Raw genomic sequence first — 18,082 nt, 5'->3', positions numbered from 1 at the left:
TCCTGCAACTGGTCGTTCAGATCGTTGAGATTGCGGAAGGAGCGGGCCAGGTCGACCTGCGCATGATATCCGGCCGCGTCTCGAACAGCACCTCGAAGGGGCGAACCTGATCCTCCGGCCGGATGGCGACGACGAAGCGCTTCACGGCGGTACAGGCGCCTTCATAACCGCGTTCGCGAATCTCGCGCCTCAAGCGAACGGCGGTGAGGTCGGGATAGGCGGCGACGCGTTCACGCAGATAGTCGACAAAGGGCGCAATCTTGTTGTCGGAGCGGCGGGCCTCGTGCGTCGTCAACGCCGATCGCAAGATGATCCGCTACCAATCCCGTCCTTAACCCCGTCGCCATTTCCGAGAAAATGCCGGGTAGCCGACGCTTACTGTCGTGTCTGTCGAATCCGCGACACACTGTTTTCTGCCTGGGTGCCTGCTGCACTCCGGGTCAAGTCATTGAACACAACTCAGAATTAATTCTAAGGCTACTTCGACGTAACTGGCACGACTTTTGCCAACTCCTCCTCGTGAAACGCGACGCGGGGCGGCACTAATGTTCGCCCGGAGTATACGAATGGTCAGTGATAGCCAGAGGTTCTCGTTGCCTCTCACCGTCCAGTTGTCAGGAGTGACATTCCGAGAGCCCACGGAAATTCATGCAGCCGACGTATGGGAACTCATCGCGAAGTGCCCGCCCCTGGACCGCAACTCGCTGTACTGCGAGCTCCTGCTCTGCACTGATTTCGCTGACACCTGTGTTCTCGCGGAGCGGGACGGCGAGGTGGTTGGCTGGCTAGCGACCTATCGGCGGCCGAGCGAGCAATCGACGCTCTTCATTTGGCAGATTGCCGTGCATCCTGAGGCACGCAGTATAGGGGTCGGCAAAGGGTTGATCATCTCAGCCCTGAACAGGCGATCTTGCGACGGCGTGACCCACATCAACGCCACGGTGACTCTCAGCAACACTACGACCCAGTTGCTCTTCGCAGGTGTGGCTCGGGATATACGCGCGCCAATCCGGCAGGCTATGCGCTTCGACCGCGATATCCATTTTAAGGGACAGCATGAGAGCGAGTACACGATAGCCATCGGCCCCATCGTAGGCTCTAGCAGCGCTGAGGGCATGCTCGCCGAGCCGCCAAACCAGTACGCAAATAAGAGGCAACCATGACTGACCGAAGTGGGCCGTACGGCGGGGACGAATTCGCGACCTTCCACCATCTCGAATCCGAAGTGCGCAGCTACGCTCGTCGCGCTCCTGCTGTTTTCACGACAGCGCGGGGGGCCCAGTTGTTTGCGCGCGATGGAACCGTCTATCTCGATTTTCTGATGGGGTGCTCAAGTCTAAACTATGGTCATAATCCCCCCGAACTGAAGAGCGCGCTCGCAGAATACATTGCCCGCGACGGCATCACGCACAGCCTCGATCTGTATAGTGAAGCCAAGGAGTCTTTTTTACGAGAATTGGACGAGACGATTTTCAGACCGCGACAGCTCGACTACGTCGTTCAGTTTTCCGGTCCAACCGGCGCTAACGCGGTCGAGGCTGCCCTCAAGTTAGCGCGCAAGATAACTGGTCGGTCCAACATCATAGCGTTCACCAATGGCTTTCATGGTGTGAGCCTTGGCGCTCTCTCGTGCACCGGCAACAGATACCACCGCGCAGCCGCCGGCCAGCTTCTGGGCGGCGTCACGCGGTTACCTTATGACGGCTATCTTGGGTCCAGTGTAGACACCGCCGACTATCTTGATCACCTGCTTTCGGATCCCTCCAGCGGTGTGGACGCGCCGGCTGCGGTGATTGTCGAGACAGTTCAGGGCGAAGGCGGCCTGAATGTCGCGGGCCCGGAGTGGCTGCAAAAGCTGGCGGCCGTTGCGCGCAGACATGGAGCTCTGCTGATCGTCGATGAAATTCAGGCGGGGGTTGGCCGGACCGATGCATTCTTCAGCTTCGAAGCATCTGGGCTCCGTCCAGACATCGTCACAATGGCCAAATCGATATCGGGCTATGGTTTGCCTATGGCTGTCGTCCTCATTGATCGACTACTAGATGTGTGGCAGCCGGGAGAGCACACCGGAACCTTCCGCGGCAATTGCCATGCATTCGTCACCGCCCGGGCAGCCTTGGAACACTTCTGGCGAACGGACAGCTTGGCAGCGTCCGTCAGGGAGAAAGGTAATCTGGTGAAGAGTCGCCTTGATCGTATAGCCCAAAAGTACGACCCCGATCGAGTGTCTGCCAAAGGTCGTGGTATGATGCGAGGCATCGATTTGAAGTCTGGCGAAGTTGCCGGTCAGGTCGTCAGCACCGCCTTTCAGAATGGTCTTATTCTCGAGGCCGCTGGTCCCAAAGACGAGGTCGTAAAGTGTCTGCCACCTCTCGTCATCGCCGAGGATCAGCTTAGCCAGGGCCTCGACATCCTCGAGGACGCTATCGATAGCGTGATCGGCAGCACAGGGCATATGGCAGCGTAAGAGGTGAATCATGATCGTCAGGGATTTCAATGAGGAGAAAAAGACAGCTAGGCGGGTCCAGACGACGAGCTGGGAAAGCGTGCGGTTGCTCCTCAAGAACGATGGAATGGGCTTTTCCTTCCATATCACTAGGATCCATCCGGGCGCCCGGCTCAAGATGCACTATCGAAACCATCTTGAGGCGGTCTACTGCATCTCTGGAACGGGTTCTATCGAGGATCCGCAGGCAGACGAGGTCCATGTCGTTAGACCGGGCATCATTTATGCGCTCGATAAGCACGATGCTCACCTGCTGTGTGCCGAAACCGAATTGGTGTTAGCCTGCGTCTTCGATCCTCCCTTGGCCGGCAGCGAGGTGCATGACGAGACCGGCGCGTATCCTCTTGACTCCGAGGCGATCTGATGTCGCTTCAGAGCGAGTTAGCGAGTGTCGACATGGAGTGTATTCGGCTTCTCCGCCTCTTCGCCGCCGCTCGTCTGTCGATATCGGAACAATACTCCCCAAATGTGCCGTTTGAATCTTCCCAGTTTGCGCCGTAGCCGGTCCTCCGGGGCGCGAGCATATCCGGAGGCCAGGAAAGTACGACGAGGCGGGGATTCGATCTACCTCCCATGGTCCCATGGCTGGCATTTCGGAGGACCTTCGCACGGCATGGCAGCGTTGCGAGCGACGTCAGAAGGAGAAGAACGTTAGGGACGTCAGCGCGCAGGCAAGACGGCTAGCGGCTATGGATGGCGCTAGTGCTGCGGGTCGTCAGCTGACCAACCCACCGTATCCCTCCGGTCTGGCGTCACCAGAGGATACGACCCACCTCGCCGAAAGGATTTTGAGGTGAAACCTCTTCTTGCCTAAACCGCCAGCCTAGCGCCCACACCGTCTCGGCGTGGAGGCGATCTTCGTGGACATGACAGGCTACGGCAGCTGGCTTCGCTCATAGATTACAGCCTGTGGAGAATCGGTTCAGGCTCCTCTGTTAGCATGGCGGAAATTATCTCAAGGCCACGCCTCAACTCATCTGGGCGGGTTGATCCAACAGAGATGCGAATTGCAGGAGGCTGCGCGTGTTGGGATAACGTAAATGCGCTGCCGCGTGCGACACCCACTCCCCGGAGACGCGCATTGGCGACGAAGCCATCTTCAGTGTGACCTTTTGGTAGCGGAAGCCAAATGTGAAGACTTTGTCGGTGGGAAAGATATTGAACGCCACCCAAAAGTTCAGCTGCAAGTTTGTGCCGCTCCGCCAACGCTTTCCGCTGCCAGTCGATAAGGCCTTTCGCAGTGCCATCTTCAATCCATCGGCTGGCAATCTCCGCTATCAGTGGCGTAGCCATCCAGGTCGTTACCAGAGATCGATTTGTGATCGCAGGGATCAGGCTACTTGGAACGACCACATAACCGGTTCGCAAACCTGGCATCAGGGACTTTGTCAAAGAGGTAATATAAAATGTCCGTTCGGGAGCGAGTTCAACAAAGGACAGCAAGCCGCGATCGACCAGCGCACCGAGAGGATCATTTTCAACAATGAATAGCCCATGACGCCGTGCAATTTCAGCGATTTCTGCCCGCCGCCCATTGCTCATAACACTCACAGTCGGACTGATGGGACCAGGCATAATAAACAGAGCGCGCGCGTTGTGCTCCAGACAAGCCTGCTCCAGCGAATCTGGACAAATCCCCTCCGAGTCTATTTTCACCGCATGGAGCTTCGAGCCGAGATACGTGGCGAGCGGATTCAGCGTGTGGTGGCCAATTTCCTCGGATAGCAGGGTCGATCCCGGGCTTAGAACAGACATCAACGCAAGTGTCATGCCCGGCGTTGCACCATTGGTGACCATCAAGTTGCGTTCGTCGACTTCGATGCCATACGAGCGCAACCAGTCTACGCCGATGCTGCGATGACGGGCCAATGCATTATTTGGCCGGAATGAAAAGAAATTCGTAAGGGGCAGATCCACCGCAAGATCCTGGAGTACCCTACGCATATGCTCAAGATGAGTTGAATCACTCACCGGCTTCAAAATCGAAAGGTCAATTGATGTTTCGGAGCGTTCAGGGGAGTGCGGATAAGCCGGCTTGTCCAATGAGTGCTTGACGAAACTCCCACGACCAACAGAACTGGTAACCAAACCCCGTCTAGCCAACTCTTCATATGCCCGGCTAACAGTCTGAGCTGAAACCTTTAAGCGGAACGATAACTCGCGGTGCGTTGGCAAGCGCGCTCCCTCCGCCAGTTTGCCAGCTTGAAGAGCCTCTACGACTTTCTCAGCTAAAGAAAGATAGATTGGACGTTCAAGTGAACCTGGCTCAGGTAGCCACACATCCATATTGCACGATCCTCTCACGGTACGGCAGAGCCCTAACCAACTCGATGAATTCCGGCACCCGATGTATGTTCGTCATGGAGAACCCCCGAAACGGATCGGCTGGTCGCTTGATTTAGACCAGCCGCTTTTGCCATCAACACACTTCGAAAAACAAGTCGTTCAATATCCTAGGTCGAGATCGATTTTCCAAGTAAGAGGCTTGTCGTTTTGGAACTCAAGCAAGCTTTCCACCGATCGCGCTATGTTGCGGTCGAGAACGTCATCGGCATTAGCACCCTGATCACCCGTGCCTATGACATTCGGCATCCTCTGGATTCCGGTTCGTGAAGGCACCGGAAAATGGTAACTTGCTGGAAATGCGTTGTTATATGTCCACCACACGTCAGAACCGTAGCCCGCAATCTTTCCGCTTTTCAGAGCGTCATAGAGCGGGCGTTCCTGAATAAGATTGCCACGAGCAACGTTTACGAGGAATGCTCCTGACTTCATCGCATCGATTTCAGTTGCCCCGAAAAACGAGCTCGTTTTGCGAGTGATAGGTGTCGCCAACACAACGTAATCGCTGTTTCCCAGCACCTGCGGCATCTGGTCGACGCCGAAAACCGCATCCGCCACACCTGCACCGAGTTCAGGATGGAGGCGAACACCCAAAACTCGCATGTCAAAAGCCTTGGCGCGCTGGGCGATCGCACTTCCAATCTGCCCAAGGCCTATTATCCCAAGGGTTCTACGATGCAACATCGCTGAGCGGGACTCGGCATCGTAAACTGGCACCGGGAGAGCGTTGACGCAGGCTTGGTGCTTGGCAATCAGACGTTTGGCCAACCCGAGAATGATCGCCATCGCATGTTCGGCAACTGAAATACTGTTGGCCCCACGTAAATTGGTAACTTGGACACCCAGTGTCTTTAGGCGAGCCAGGTCAAGTTCATCACAGCCGGCATGCATCCAGCATATCAACTTTAGTTTCTTGGCGATGTCTAACGACCCTTCCGGCAAAACATAACCTACGAAAGCGTCCACGTCTCCAAGGGTATCTGCGATCGACTCTAGAGTTAGATCGAATCGAGAAAGATATGGTTCAGGACGTGGCCCAACGACAGTAGTGCCAGGAAGCGACTGCTGGACCGTTGCCAACTCCTCGTCCGTGGCATGCCATCCCAATAAAACTTTCATTTTGATCCTCTGACCGGTTGCGAAAACTAAAAGCCGCCTGCTGATAACACCGGTTTTGACATGCATCAATAGCTAACTTGCATCATATCAAGTTCCCTTGGCGCATCGCCTTGAAAGCGGAACGATATCATCCGCATGCTCCGTTTTATCGCTCGTGGTAGCCTGCGGCACGCGCATAGCCTTGGGCTTCGAGGATTGACATGCGTCAATTTCGCGATTGACAGGTATTTAAAACGCGAGAATAGTTGGCATTACCCCTCATCGGTGCATATCAATGGGTCTCGACCGGGCACAGGGTCCGCCCTAGGGAGAATAAGAAATTGAAAGTATTGGGGTCAGGTCAGTACCGCTATGAGCGGGTCGAGCGTTGGCCAAACGTTCCAAAATATTTTGAGATGGGACAGCCAAGCGATGTTGCCGTCAACTCCTCTGGAGAGATTTTCGTTCTCTCTCGAGGAAACCATCCAGTAACTGTCTGGACCGCGGAAGGCGACTTTATTGGGTCGTGGGGTGAGGGGATGTTCTCTCCTGTGCCTCACGGTATCTTTATCGGGAAAGACGACAATGTCTGGATAGTTGATTGTAACGCACATGTTGCCATGGAGTTCTCGCCGCACGGTCAGATTTTGCGAACTTTAGGCAACAAGAACTCCCCATCGCCTACTTGCGAGGGGCGCCTGGTTCACTCGCAACCCTTCAACATGCCCACAAATCTCGCGATTGCACCGAATGGAGATATTTTCGTTGCGGATGGTTATGGCGGTCACAAGGTTCACCGCTTTAATTCGAAAGGTGAGCTGCTGCTGTCTTGGGGACGTCAGGGACGAGGACCAGGCCAATTTGAGCTGGTTCACAATGTTTGGATCGACAGCAGGGACAGAGTTCTTATCTGCGATGATGAGAATGACAGAGTTCAGCTATTTGATATGGAAGGAACATATCTAGAGGAGTGGGAAATCGGAAATCCGAGCGGCATTTGTATCAAAGATGACATTGTACATTTCGCACAGCTACAGCCGTTTGAGAACAAGATGAACGGACGAGGTAGTGGTTCCATTTCACTTTATGACCTAGACGGTAAACTGCTCGCTAGCTGGGATAATACGGCGAGTGACGACAAGGAGACTCTAATCGGACCACACGATCTATGCGTCGCTCAAAATGGCGATATTTATGTCTGCGAAGTGTACGGCTGGCGAATGTCAAAATTTCGAAAGCTAGACTGAGCGCGCACGGTGCGAGCGGATAGCGCCTTAACAAGTCGATTCGTTGGCGAGTTGAAGTGATTAGATCTGAAGCAACCTTCCGCTCACCCGCAAACCCTGATTTCGTGGAGCACGAGCCTGATACCTTTTTCGCAATCTCGTGATGAGGCCCGCGGCAAGCCCGCGCCCGTCATCAAGATCGACGGCATCTCGAAGAGCTTCGGCGCCTTCAAGGTGCTGGAGGGCCTGTCGATGCAGGTCATGCCGGGCGAGAAGCTGGCGCTGATCGGCCCGTCCGGGTCGGGCAAGACAACGATCCTTCGCATCCTGATGACGCTGGAGAAGATCGACGGCGGCCACATCCAGGTCGATGGCGAGCAGCTCTACCACATGGAGCGCAACGGCCAGCTGATGCCGGCCGACGAGCGGCATCTGGCCAAGATGCGGCAGAAGATCGGCATGGTGTTCCAGCTGTTCAATCTGTTTCCGCACAAATGCGTCATCGACAATGTGACGCTGGCGCCGATGCTGACCAAGGGCGTCACGCGCGTCGCCGCCGAGAAGCGGGCGATGGAACTGCTGGACATGGTGGGCCTTGCCGACAAGGCGAAAGCAATGCCGGCGCAGCTGTCCGGCGGCCAGAAGCAGCGCGTGGCGATCGCCCGAGCACTCGCCCTGTCGCCCAAGATCATGCTGTTCGACGAGATTACCTCGGCGCTCGATCCGGAACTGGTCGAGGAGGTGCTCAACGTCATGCGCAAGCTCGCCGCCGAGACAGACATGACGATGCTCCTCGTTACACATGAAATGGGCTTTGCCCACGACTTCGCCGATCGCGTGCTGTTCTTCGACCGCGGCAGGATCTTCGAGGAAGGCAAGCCCGATGAGATTTTCCGCCATCCGAAGCAGGAGAGAACGCAGAGCTTCCTGAAAAAGATCATCGCGGCCGGACATCGGGTCTGACCGCTATGCACGGGCGACGCAGCCAGTCCCGAGGCGACGATCGTCCTCGGACCCGCTCGCCCACTTCGAGCAACCAGAAGAGAAACAAGGAGTTGGGAACGATGAAGAAACTTGGCATTATGGCTGGCGTCGCCAGCCTCGTAGTGAGCACGATGCTGCTCGCCTCCGGTGCGCGTTCGGCAGATGACGCCAAACTCGACGAGCTCAAGGCGCAAGGCTTTGCCCGTGTCGCCATCGCCAATGAGCCGCCCTACACGGCGGTGGCCGCCGACGGCAAGGTCTCGGGAGCCGCGCCCGACGTGGCCCGCGTGATCTTCCAACGCCTCGGCGTGAAAGACATCGTCGCGTCCATCTCCGAATACGGCGCCATGATTCCCGGCCTGCAGGCCGGGCGCTTCGACGTCGTCACTGCCGGCCTAATGATGAAACCGGAGCGCTGCGCGTCGGTCGCCTATTCCGAACCCGTGCTTTGCGACGCGGAGGCCTTTCTTGTGAGGAAAGGGAATCCAAAGCATCTAATGACGTATGAGGATATTGGTAAGGACTCCTCCGCCACAATCGGCGGACCGGGTGGCGGACTTCAGGCAAAATACGCGTTGAAGGCCGGCGTGCCGAGTGATCGCTTTATCGTCGTGCCTGACGCTCAGAGCGGGCTGAAGATGGTGCAAGACGGGCGAATTGACGTCTATACGCTCCCGATTCTATCCATCAACGACCTTGTCAAGAAGGCTAACGACCCAAACCTCGAAGTGGTCGCCCCGGTGCAGGGGATGCCGGTTTCCTGTGATGGTGCCGCCTTCAAAAAGGGCGACGAGGCTCTGCGCGATGCCTTCGACGTCGAGCTCGCCAAGATGAAAAAGTCCGGCGAATTCGCCAAGATCATCGAGCCGTATGGCTTCTCTGCCAAGGCGGCGATGTCGACGACGCGCGAAAAGCTCTGCGCCTCGGCGCAATAGGCTCGCTCTGACCACCCACAACGGGAAGGGTGGCGAACGGATGGGGTTTCCGAACTGCCCTTATTGACCCCCACCCGTGCCCGCCGCATGACCTCCCTTTGAGCGGGAGGTCATGCGGATGTCCCGTCCTCAGAGGCTAATTGGCAAACACCCGATCCCATGACAGACTGGTCCGGATATCTTAACTTGATCCTGCAGGGCGCGATGGTCACGGTGCAACTCACCGTGATGGGCGCAGCGCTGGCGCTGGTGATGGCCTTTGTCGCCGGGCTGGGGCGGCTGTCACGCTTCGTTGCAATACGGTGCTTAGCGACGGCCTATATTGAGTTCTTCCGCGGCACGTCGGGCTTCGTACAGCTGTTCTTCGCTTACTTCGTTCTGCCTCTGGCGGGAGTGACTTTGACGCCGCTCCAGGCCGGCGTGCTGGTGCTGGGCTTGAATGTCGGCGCCTATGGCGCTGAAGTGGTGCGCGGCGCCATCCGGTCGATCGGCCGCGAGCAATACGAGGCCTGCACCGCACTCAATCTTGGCCGCTGGCAAGGCATGCGCCATGTCATCCTGCCGCAGGCGCTGCTCATCATGCTGCCGACCTTTGGCAACAACGCGATCGAATTGCTCAAGGCGACCTCGGTCGTGTCGCTGATCTCGCTCGCCGACCTGACATTCCAGGCGCAAGTCGTGCGCTCGCAGACGGGCAGCACGCTGATGCCCTTCGCCACCATTCTCCTCATCTATTTTATCCTGGCTCTGATCATCGCCTGGGGCGTGCGGACGCTGGAACGGCGCCTGGCGCGCGGCCTCGACGGGGTGCGTGTCTGATGGATTGGGATTGGAATTTCGTCCAGGAGATCATGCCGACCCTTATCCAGGGCGTGAAGATCACCATCCTGGCGACGGTGCTCGGCTCGATCCTGGCGGCGATCGTCGGCCTGGCCATCGCTCTGGCGCGGCGCTCGCCCCACCGGCTCGTTTCGCGCAGCGTCGGCTGGTTCGCAGAGTTCATCCGCGGCACGCCGCTCTTGGTGCAACTCTACTTCATCTTCTACGTGCTGCCCGATATCGGCATCCTGCTGCCGCCGCTGGTGGCCGGCGTCATCGGGCTTGGCCTGCACTACGGCACCTACACTGCGGAGGTTTACCGCGCCGGCATCGACAATGTGCCGCGCGGCCAATGGGAGGCGGCCAAGGCCTGCAATCTCGGCGGCCGCCACACCTGGACGCACATCATCCTGCCGCAGGCGATCCCGCCGATGATCCCGGCTTTGGCCAACTATTTCATCGCCATGTTCAAGGAGACGCCGCTGCTTTCGGCTATCACCGTGCTGGAACTGATGAACCAGGCCAAGATCGTCGCCAACAGCTCTTACCGCTATATGGAGCCGATGACGCTGGTCGGCGCCTTTTTCCTAATCATCAGCCTCTGTTCCGTCGTGCTCTTGCGCTGGCTAGAGCATCGTTACGGCAAGATCGAGAGATGAAAGTCATGAAACCATTGCCTGAAGTCCGGCTGGCGCCGAGCCGGCCCGCCCTCGATGCGCGGCCGCTCGAAAAACGCGTCGGTCTGATCGCTTTAGCCACCGACCACACCAGCGAGGTCGATTTCCGCCGCATGGTGGCGAGCGAGCGGATCGGCGTCTATGTGGCACGCATTCCCTATGCCAATCCGACGACCCCGGAAAATCTGCGCAGTATGCAGCCGTCACTTTCGGCCGGCGCGGCGCTCATCCTGCCGGACGAGCCGCTCGACGGCGTCTGCTACTCCTGCACCTCTGCCTCGGTGGTGATCGGCGATGCCGAGATCGAAGCTGCGATCCAGGCGGCCAAGCCAGGTGTTCCCGTGGTCACGCCACCCATGGCAGGCGTGCGCGGCCTGAACGCCCTGGGCGTGAAGCGCATCAGCATTCTCACGCCTTACACCGTCGAGACCAGCCGGCCGATGGCCGCCTATTTTGCGGCGCATGGCTTTGATATCGAGAGCTTCACCTGCCTCGGCTTCGAGGACGATCGCGAGATGGCACGCATCAAGCCGTCTTCCCTCGTGGAACTGGCGCGCACGGCCACGCATGCGCAGGCCGACGCGCTGTTCGTCTCCTGCACGGCGCTGCGCGCGGCGCTCGCCGTTCCCGGCATGGAAGAAGTGGTCGGCCGCCCCGTCGTCACCAGCAATCAGGCCAGCGCCTGGAACTGTCTGCGGCTTTGCGGGGACGACACAGCGCGCCCCGAATTCGGCCGGCTGATGACGAAGCGGCTGACTGAGTGATCGTATGTCGCACGCACATCTGCAGCGCACCTAGGGCTGTCGAGCATGAGCAAGACCGTCCTTGCCTTATGGTCTGTGAACTCCGGCTTTGACCTCGCCGAATGGCAGTCGTAGATAATGCAGTCAAAAGTGTGCATACCGCGACGGCGACCACATTGTTTTAGTCTTTTCAACAGCCTAAGAATCTGACGGTATTCTTGACGGTATTCCTTGGCAGATGATAAGATTTTATCAATCAAAACAAACAGTTATAGACCTAATTGATCATTGAGTGGGAGTGAAGGGGAGTTCGTGGAGAGTATCGGATAGCAGAGGACACTCGATCGAATCCTAGGCCATCGGTAGCAGTCGATAGATTCTAGGCGACCCGCAGATCTGCCGCTCTGTCGGGCGTCTCCCCGCTTTTCGAGCGGCGCCCATACGCCGTCAGGCCCACCCAACCTTCGCGACTTTGTGGCCTCCAAATATTCGGTCGCGCGCTGCTCGAAGAAGTTAGCGCGCGCGACCAGTTCTCGGCGTAGATCACACGGTCGTAGATCGATTACTGCTCCTTCTTGAACAGGTCCTGGAAGATGAGCTGGCCCCAAGTGCGGCCGCGTGCGTGCACCAGCGCGCCACCCTCGTTGAGCTTTCCCAGCTTGACGGGTGCGAACCCGAGTTGTTTGGCCAAGGCCGCCACGGGAGCGATCGCGTCCTCGTCGTCGCTCGACAGAAAGATGACCCGGTGGCCGCCCTCGACGATCGGATCGGCGGCCAAGGTGGCCGCAATCAGGTGATTGAAACCTTTCACGAGCTTGGCGCCGGAGAACGCCTTCGCGACGAAGGCGGAGGACGGAAGACCGTCCAGTTCTTCAGGCACTGGAAACGCGTTCGTCGCGTCGATGACTGTCTTGCCTTCCCAGCTCGGCAGGGCCTTTGCAACCTCGCGATGCTCCCCGAACGGTACCGCCAAGATGATCGTGTCGGCCTCGAGTGCATCCCGCAGCGACTTGGCGACGACCGTGGGTCCAATCGCCCGAGCCTGCGGCGCCAACACCTCGGGCGGCCGGCGGCTCGCGACGGTCACGTCGATGTTTTTACGGGCGAAGGCGCGGGCGAGCGCCTGGCCTATCTTACCGAATCCTACAATCGCGTAGCTCATAATGCTTCTCCGATCCGTGTTGGTATTGATTCCCAGGCCTTCAACGGCGCTGGGTTATCCGTTCTGCTGTGTGGTGACCTTTGCGTAGACGTCCCGTCGTGAACGACTTCCGCGCGGCCGGGCCGACCGTCAGCACGGAAGTCGTTCCACCATGGACATGCTAGTTCCCGCCGGTTAGCGTCCGGCGCGATTTCAGATGGCCGAGAAGCCGCCGTCGACAGACAACTCCACCCCATTCACGAAGCTCGAATCGTCTGAAGCAAGAAACAGCGCTGCCGCCGCAATTTCCTCAGAACGACCCATCCGCGCGGGATCAGGGATTCGAACATCTGCTTCGCCTCCTCGGTGAGAACTTGGTCCTGCATCGGTGTGGCGATCGGCCCCGGGTGCAGCACGTTCACCCGGATATTCCTGCCCTTCAGTTCGTTGAGCCAGCCGCGTGCGAATGCGTGCAACGTCGCCTTGCTCGCCGCATACACGCTGTAACCAGGAAAGCCTTTGATCGAAGCAACTGACCCGGTCATGAAGATCGATCCGCCATCGTTGAACAGCGGCAACGCCTTCTGGACCGTAAACAGCGTGCCGCGCGCATTCAGGTTGAAGGCCGAATCGAAGTGCTGCTCGGTAATCTTGCCCAGTGGGACGGCTTCGCCCGTGCCGGCGCTCGCATACAGGATGTCGATCTTGCCCTGTTCCCGCTTGACCGTGTTGAACAGGCGGTCGAGGTCGTCGAGATTGGACGCGTCGCCGCGCACGCCGGTCACGTTCCGGCCGATCAGGTTGACGGCCTCGTCGAGCGCTTCCTGCCGACGGCCCGTGATGAAAACATAGGCGCCTTCTTCAACGAACCGCTTGGCGCTCGCCAGCGCCATGCCGCTCGATCCACCCGTGATGACTGCAACCTTACCCTCAAGCTTTCCCATGACTTCTCCTTTCTTTTCGTGGTGTCGGGACAGCATCTGCCTCCGAGAACCTCGAAATGGGTCCGCCGGCGTCAGTTGTTGAGTGCGGAAGCGCGCACATCGGTGGTGCGAAATCGATCCGGCTGGACGACTAACGCCAGCCGCGACGATCGGTGTTCGCCATTCGGAATTGGGCCGCGCTCGTCAACGTAGGCTATGATGACCGTCCGTATTGCTGTTCGATGTGTTAGATACGGGTCTGGAAGCGCACCGTGCGGTGCGGGATTGCACCATGATCGACCGGGATGACGTTCGCTACTTTCTTGCCGTCGCGCGCGGGGGTTCAGTGCGGGCTGCCGCCGAGCGCCTCGGGGTGAATCACTCGACCGTGCTGCGACGCATCGCTCAACTCGAGGAACGCCTCGGGGCGCGCATGTTCGAAAAGCTGCCTTCGGGCTACCGCCTGACGGCTGCGGGCGAGGAGGTCGTCGAGCTCGCGAACCAGATGGAAGCGTCGTCGCACCAGCTGGAGACGCGCGTCTTCGGGCGCGACCAGAGCGTGCGCGGGCTTCTGCGGGTGACGTTGGCTCCGACCCTCGCGATACACCTGCTCATGCCGGACTTTGCTGAGTTTGCGCGTCTCCATCCGGACATAGAGATGGAAATCTTGTCGTCCGGCGAGTTGGCAAATCTGACCAACCGAGAGGCCGACGTCGCGATCCGCGTCGTCTACGACCGCAAGGCCCTGCCGCTCAATCTTCACGGCCTGAAGGGACCGGAGCTGTTCGGCGGCGTCTACATGTCCCGCGATCGACTAGCCGCGTGGCGTGCGGGTGCGCCTGATCCCATCCGGTGGATCGTCATAAGCATGCATGGCATCCCAGACTGGGCCCGCGAGGGTGAGGTTCGTACCACAGGGGTTCCGTTCAGGACCACGGACGGCGAGGCGCAGATCGTTGCAGTACGGCAAGGGCTGGGGATGACGACACTGTCGTGCTTCGTCGGAGATGCCGACCCCCTACTGGTGAGGGTGCCGGGCACTGACCTGCACATGCATGGAACGCTCTGGCTTCTCACTCAGGGGGAGACACGCAAGACGACGCGCGTGCGGCTCTTCACTGAGTTCGTATCCCGCAGGCTCGCCGCCTACGCTCCGCTTCTCGCGGGGCTGTCCATATCGCGCGACTGACACCCGGCAGGTCGCCGGCGATGCTTGCCGCAATCCGGTCGGAAGCCGAGCTGCGATCGCTTGAAGCGGCGTCGTTCAATCCGCGGAATGTTGCGCCGTATCGCAACCGGCGCGAGGGCCACACTACTGACGGCGACGGACTTCACCATCGCTGACGGTCTTTTTGGCACGCTGGAGACGCCGCTTTTGCGGAGAACTCCGACGAAAATAGACCAAGCGATATCGATAGTCTTTGAAACCGAGCAAATCGCGGATCGCCGAAATTCTCCTTTGAATTCAAGAGCGAGAATTTCTGACGGATCCGGAATACGGTTCTTCGTCGTCAGCGGAAAAATTTTTCTCGATGAATCAATGCGTTATGATGCCTCTGAATAATCGAGTGGGAATGAGAGTAGCGCGCAGTAGAATAGAGTAGAAGAGGATAGCCAGGGAAACTGTAGGGAAACTGTTATGCAGCCGTTGTATCAAATAGTGCTCGAACGGCTCGGCGATACGGAATCGGCCTCTGGCAAAGGAGACCTCCCGATGGACCCGAACAGCGGAAATACGAAGCAATCAAAGGGGTAGCGAAAAGATGACGTTAGAGTGTATCAATCCGCGCGATCTACCGACCCCAACAACCTATACTCAAGTCGTTGTCGCAAGCGGGACCAAGCTCATATTCGTCGCCGGTCAGGAACCGGAAGACATCGACGGGAAGCTTGTTGGCCCCGGTGATCTAGCTGTTCAAGCACGCCAGGTGTTCGCCAATCTTGGTCGAGCCCTTGCAGCCGCCGGCGCCTTTCCCGAACAAGTGGCAAAGATTACGATCTACGTTGTTGACTACGAACGCGATCGCCATCTGGCGATCATCGAAGAAGCTCGAGTGGTGCTGTTCGGCGGTCACAAGCCGGCCGACGTCCTTGTAGGTGTCACCGCCCTTTCTCCCGGTTATCTCATCGAGGTTGATGCGTTCGCGGTTGTGGATGGGTAGGCCACCATCGGGCAACCAAACCAGCAGAGTCTTATCCAACGACTGCCGTGACGGTCTTTTTCCGACGATGCTGATCGTGAAGGCGCGTCTAGAGAAGGTCGAAAATCGATCGATCGATGGCGATAGTGGTTGAAACCGACCAAATCGCAGATCGCCGAAATTCGTCCTTGAAATCAAGAGCGCAAATCTCTTACGAGATCTGTGAGACGGTTCTTGGCTATGCGCAGAAAAATTTTCGCTGAAAGTGCGTTACGAATGATTGAGTAGCGCGGAACGGCGGCAATAGCATGTTCAAGGCTCCATCAGCCTGGAGGACAGGAATTCGACGAAGCGCTGGGTCTTGGCTGGAACAAGGCGAGTTTCGGTGACGGCGTGAATGCTGACCGACGATCCCTGCCATTCGGGCAGGATGCGCCGGAGCCGGCCAGAGGCCACGTCTTCGGCGACGATCTTCTCGGCGAGCAGGGCGATGCCCTGGTGATTGACCGCCAGGGCGCGGATCATCCCGACGCTGTTGAGCGTGAAGCGGCCGTGAACGCCAACATCGACCTTGTTCATCTCCTGGTGCAAAGTCCAGGTCGGGGTCCGCGGCATGCAGATGCATTCGTGCTCCGCCAGTTCCGCCGGTGTCGCGGGCTCGCCTGACGCTTCGAGATAGCCAGGAGACGCATAGAGGTGGCGCGAATGCCGCCCGATCAGGCGCGCGATCAGACTGGAATCTTCCAGTTTGCCGATGCGGATCGCCAGGTCGAACGGCTCGGCCACCAGGTCGACGCGGCGTGGGGTCAGGTCGAATTCGAACGTGATGCCGGGATAGTGCCGCGCGAAGTCACCGATGATCGGCGTCAGGTAAAGCGTGGCGAAGTCGACCGGAAGCGAAACCCGCAGGACGCCGCTCGGCTGCTCAACCATCGCGCCGAGCTGCTCGTGCGCGAGCCGCGCCTCGTCGACGATTCGCTTGCTTCGCTCGTAATAGAGCTGGCCGGCCTCGGTGAGCTCGATCTTGCTCGTCGTGCGATGCAGCAGTCGCAGGCCGATCGCCTTCTCCAACTCGCTGATACGTCGCGACAGAGTGGAGTTTGGCATGCCGAGCGCCTCCGCCGCCTTCCGAAAGCTCCTGGCTCTGGCCACCTCCACGAACAACGCCATGTCGTTCAAATGGTTCAACCGATTGTTCCATTGATGGAAAGATAATTTCTGCCCGGCCTGATTTATCCTAATATTGGAATGGTGCACAAGGGACTCCAAAGAATGGAGACTCACCTACTTCGGTGGCACTGCCCGAGGCTACATCGATTACGCCGCCCTGAGCGCCCGAACCGATACCAGTTCGTGACAGGAGATTAGATTGTTTCAATCACCGCATCCCTCGACTGCCTCGGATAAGAAGGCACTTGCCGAAACCGCAAGTTCAAGCGCGACGGGGACAAGAAAGGTCCTGCTCGTCGGCGCCACAGGGTTCCTCGGAGCCAAAATCCTCCGCAACCTGGCGCATGACGCGAATGTGGTCGTTGTTGCGATGTCGCGCAAGGGCGCGCCCTCAAATGACAGCGCCGATGTCGAATGGGTGCGCGGCGACATGATGGATCCAGTCTCATTGGATCGTGCTTTGCAGGGCGTGGACGTCGTCGTCAGCTCGGCCAACAGCTACATGAAGGGAAGCCTCGACACCGATTTTCAGGGCAACAAGAATCTTATAGAGGCCGCGGCAAGAGCCAATGTCGGCCGATTTGTCTTTCTCAGCATCGTCAGCTGCGAGGCGGCGTCGGCAGTGCCGCATTTCCACGCCAAGAAAGTGGCCGAGGATCTGATCAAGGCCTCCGGGGTGCCATATGTATTTGTCCGCGCGCCCTCATTTCTCGATCAAAGCTCAGACTATATTGCAAAAGCTGTGAAAGCTGGCCGGTTTCCGGCGGTCGGCGATAAAACCACGAGGTGGTCCTATGTGTTGACCGATGATCTTGCCTCATATCTTGCCAAAGCCGCGACCCATCCCGGCGCCGAAATCAACAACCAAACGATCGATGTCGGCTGGCGCGATGGCCCCAAAAGCCAGCAGGAGATCGCCGACATCATCTCCGAAATTACGAAGAGACGTCTTAAGGTTCGGGCTGTGCCGTGGCTGGTTTTCCGTTTGCTGGCGCGCCCGGCAAAGCTGTTTTCCGAGCTTGGCTATGACCTAATGCAGATGTTCCTGTTCTTCAAGAAGGGCGTCTATGTTTCGAATATTTCGAAACAGGAGCACTTCTTTGGACCGGCCCCTGCATCCCGAGATGCGATCACGCGATGGGCGAAAAGTCACCAGCTGATTTCGTGATGCATCGCGATGGCGGATCGGCCTGACAGTCCCGTCGTCGATTGCGACTTGTTTACGCACCTGCGGGGCTTCTCGGAAGCACCGCCTTCCCCGACCGCACGGTCAACCATGGCGGTGACGGCCGCTTGATGGAATGGTGTCGGCGCGTAATTCGACCCGATCGCGGCCGAGCCCTTGCTCGGCCACGCTAGAGCATCGGACGTTCAAG

Annotated in this window: 17 protein-coding genes and 2 pseudogenes; 13 read left to right on the top strand and 6 right to left on the bottom strand. The window is 58.3% G+C overall.

The window, feature by feature from the left end:
• Positions 1-41 precede the first annotated feature (41 nt).
• Positions 42-250: pseudogene (locus tag NMG70_RS33215) on the bottom strand (IS21 family transposase); the annotation flags it as partial.
• Between the two features lie 316 nt (positions 251-566).
• On the opposite strand from NMG70_RS33215, the gene ectA reads away from it, so the two are divergent.
• The 3 genes from ectA to NMG70_RS07755 are packed head-to-tail and all read left to right on the top strand — an operon-like array spanning position 567 to position 2,870.
• A complete protein-coding gene (ectA, locus tag NMG70_RS07765) occupies positions 567-1,163 on the top strand; it encodes a diaminobutyrate acetyltransferase (protein ID WP_254023994.1) in 597 nt (198 codons plus the stop codon).
• Positions 1,160-2,467 (top strand): diaminobutyrate--2-oxoglutarate transaminase, encoded by a 1,308-nt coding sequence (gene ectB / locus NMG70_RS07760; protein WP_254023993.1) that lies wholly within the window; start codon positions 1,160-1,162, stop codon positions 2,465-2,467. The genes ectA and ectB overlap by 4 nt, the downstream gene beginning before the upstream one ends.
• 10 nt (positions 2,468-2,477) lie before the next feature.
• On the top strand, positions 2,478-2,870 hold the full coding sequence (locus NMG70_RS07755) for an ectoine synthase (RefSeq protein WP_254023992.1): 393 nt from the start codon (positions 2,478-2,480) through the stop codon (positions 2,868-2,870).
• 536 nt (positions 2,871-3,406) lie between these two features.
• On the opposite strand, the gene ehuR is transcribed toward NMG70_RS07755, so the two are convergent.
• A complete protein-coding gene (gene ehuR, locus NMG70_RS07750) occupies positions 3,407-4,792 on the bottom strand; it encodes a MocR-like ectoine utilization transcription factor EhuR (RefSeq protein WP_254023991.1) in 1,386 nt (461 codons plus the stop codon).
• Positions 4,793-4,951: 159 nt separating this feature from the next.
• Positions 4,952-6,034, bottom strand: coding sequence for a 2-hydroxyacid dehydrogenase (locus NMG70_RS07745; RefSeq protein ID WP_254023990.1), 1,083 nt, complete (start codon positions 6,032-6,034; stop codon positions 4,952-4,954).
• A gap of 254 nt (positions 6,035-6,288) precedes the next feature.
• Between NMG70_RS07745 and NMG70_RS07740 the strand changes: the two genes are divergently transcribed.
• From NMG70_RS07740 to eutA, 6 genes are all read left to right on the top strand, one after another.
• Positions 6,289-7,194 (top strand): peptidyl-alpha-hydroxyglycine alpha-amidating lyase family protein, encoded by a 906-nt coding sequence (locus NMG70_RS07740; protein ID WP_254023989.1) that lies wholly within the window; start codon positions 6,289-6,291, stop codon positions 7,192-7,194.
• Positions 7,195-7,425: 231 nt separating this feature from the next.
• The gene (gene ehuA, locus NMG70_RS07735) at positions 7,426-8,136 is read left to right on the top strand and encodes an ectoine/hydroxyectoine ABC transporter ATP-binding protein EhuA (protein WP_254023988.1); all 711 of its coding nucleotides are present in this window, start codon (positions 7,426-7,428) and stop codon (positions 8,134-8,136) included.
• 119 nt (positions 8,137-8,255) lie between these two features.
• The gene (gene ehuB, locus NMG70_RS07730; protein WP_254024052.1) at positions 8,256-9,092 is read left to right on the top strand and encodes an ectoine/hydroxyectoine ABC transporter substrate-binding protein EhuB; all 837 of its coding nucleotides are present in this window, start codon (positions 8,256-8,258) and stop codon (positions 9,090-9,092) included.
• A 159-nt stretch (positions 9,093-9,251) separates the two neighbouring features.
• Positions 9,252-9,911 (top strand): ectoine/hydroxyectoine ABC transporter permease subunit EhuC, encoded by a 660-nt coding sequence (gene ehuC / locus NMG70_RS07725; protein WP_254023987.1) that lies wholly within the window; start codon positions 9,252-9,254, stop codon positions 9,909-9,911.
• Positions 9,911-10,570: an ectoine/hydroxyectoine ABC transporter permease subunit EhuD gene (ehuD, locus tag NMG70_RS07720; RefSeq protein WP_254023986.1), complete on the top strand. Its 660-nt coding sequence runs from the start codon at positions 9,911-9,913 to the stop codon at positions 10,568-10,570. Before ehuC ends, ehuD begins: the two co-directional genes overlap by 1 nt.
• A gap of 5 nt (positions 10,571-10,575) precedes the next feature.
• On the top strand, positions 10,576-11,352 hold the full coding sequence (gene eutA / locus NMG70_RS07715) for an ectoine utilization protein EutA (RefSeq protein ID WP_254023985.1): 777 nt from the start codon (positions 10,576-10,578) through the stop codon (positions 11,350-11,352).
• A gap of 541 nt (positions 11,353-11,893) precedes the next feature.
• Here eutA and NMG70_RS07710 read toward each other — a convergent pair.
• A complete protein-coding gene (locus NMG70_RS07710) occupies positions 11,894-12,493 on the bottom strand; it encodes an NADPH-dependent F420 reductase (RefSeq protein ID WP_254023984.1) in 600 nt (199 codons plus the stop codon).
• A gap of 192 nt (positions 12,494-12,685) precedes the next feature.
• Positions 12,686-13,416, bottom strand: a pseudogene (locus tag NMG70_RS07705) (SDR family NAD(P)-dependent oxidoreductase).
• A 271-nt stretch (positions 13,417-13,687) separates the two neighbouring features.
• Here NMG70_RS07705 and NMG70_RS07700 point away from each other — a divergent pair.
• The 3 genes from NMG70_RS07700 (at position 13,688) to NMG70_RS07690 (ending at position 15,557) form a co-directional block, all read left to right on the top strand.
• Entirely contained in the window at positions 13,688-14,584 is an 897-nt protein-coding gene (locus NMG70_RS07700) for a LysR family transcriptional regulator (RefSeq protein WP_254023983.1), read from the top strand.
• Between the two features lie 87 nt (positions 14,585-14,671).
• On the top strand, positions 14,672-14,959 hold the full coding sequence (locus NMG70_RS07695; RefSeq protein WP_254023982.1) for a hypothetical protein: 288 nt from the start codon (positions 14,672-14,674) through the stop codon (positions 14,957-14,959).
• A 199-nt stretch (positions 14,960-15,158) separates the two neighbouring features.
• The gene (locus tag NMG70_RS07690) at positions 15,159-15,557 is read left to right on the top strand and encodes a RidA family protein (protein ID WP_254023981.1); all 399 of its coding nucleotides are present in this window, start codon (positions 15,159-15,161) and stop codon (positions 15,555-15,557) included.
• 291 nt (positions 15,558-15,848) lie between these two features.
• Here the strand turns inward: NMG70_RS07690 and NMG70_RS07685 are convergent, their stop codons facing one another.
• Entirely contained in the window at positions 15,849-16,724 is an 876-nt protein-coding gene (locus NMG70_RS07685) for a LysR family transcriptional regulator (RefSeq protein WP_254023980.1), read from the bottom strand.
• A 181-nt stretch (positions 16,725-16,905) separates the two neighbouring features.
• On the opposite strand from NMG70_RS07685, the gene NMG70_RS07680 reads away from it, so the two are divergent.
• A complete protein-coding gene (locus tag NMG70_RS07680) occupies positions 16,906-17,874 on the top strand; it encodes an SDR family oxidoreductase (RefSeq protein ID WP_254023979.1) in 969 nt (322 codons plus the stop codon).
• Positions 17,875-18,082 lie beyond the last annotated feature (208 nt).

This window comes from Mesorhizobium ventifaucium, assembly GCF_935822925.1.
Lineage (GTDB): Bacteria > Pseudomonadota > Alphaproteobacteria > Rhizobiales > Rhizobiaceae > Mesorhizobium > Mesorhizobium ventifaucium.
This window is presented reverse-complemented; position numbering and strand designations above follow the sequence as displayed.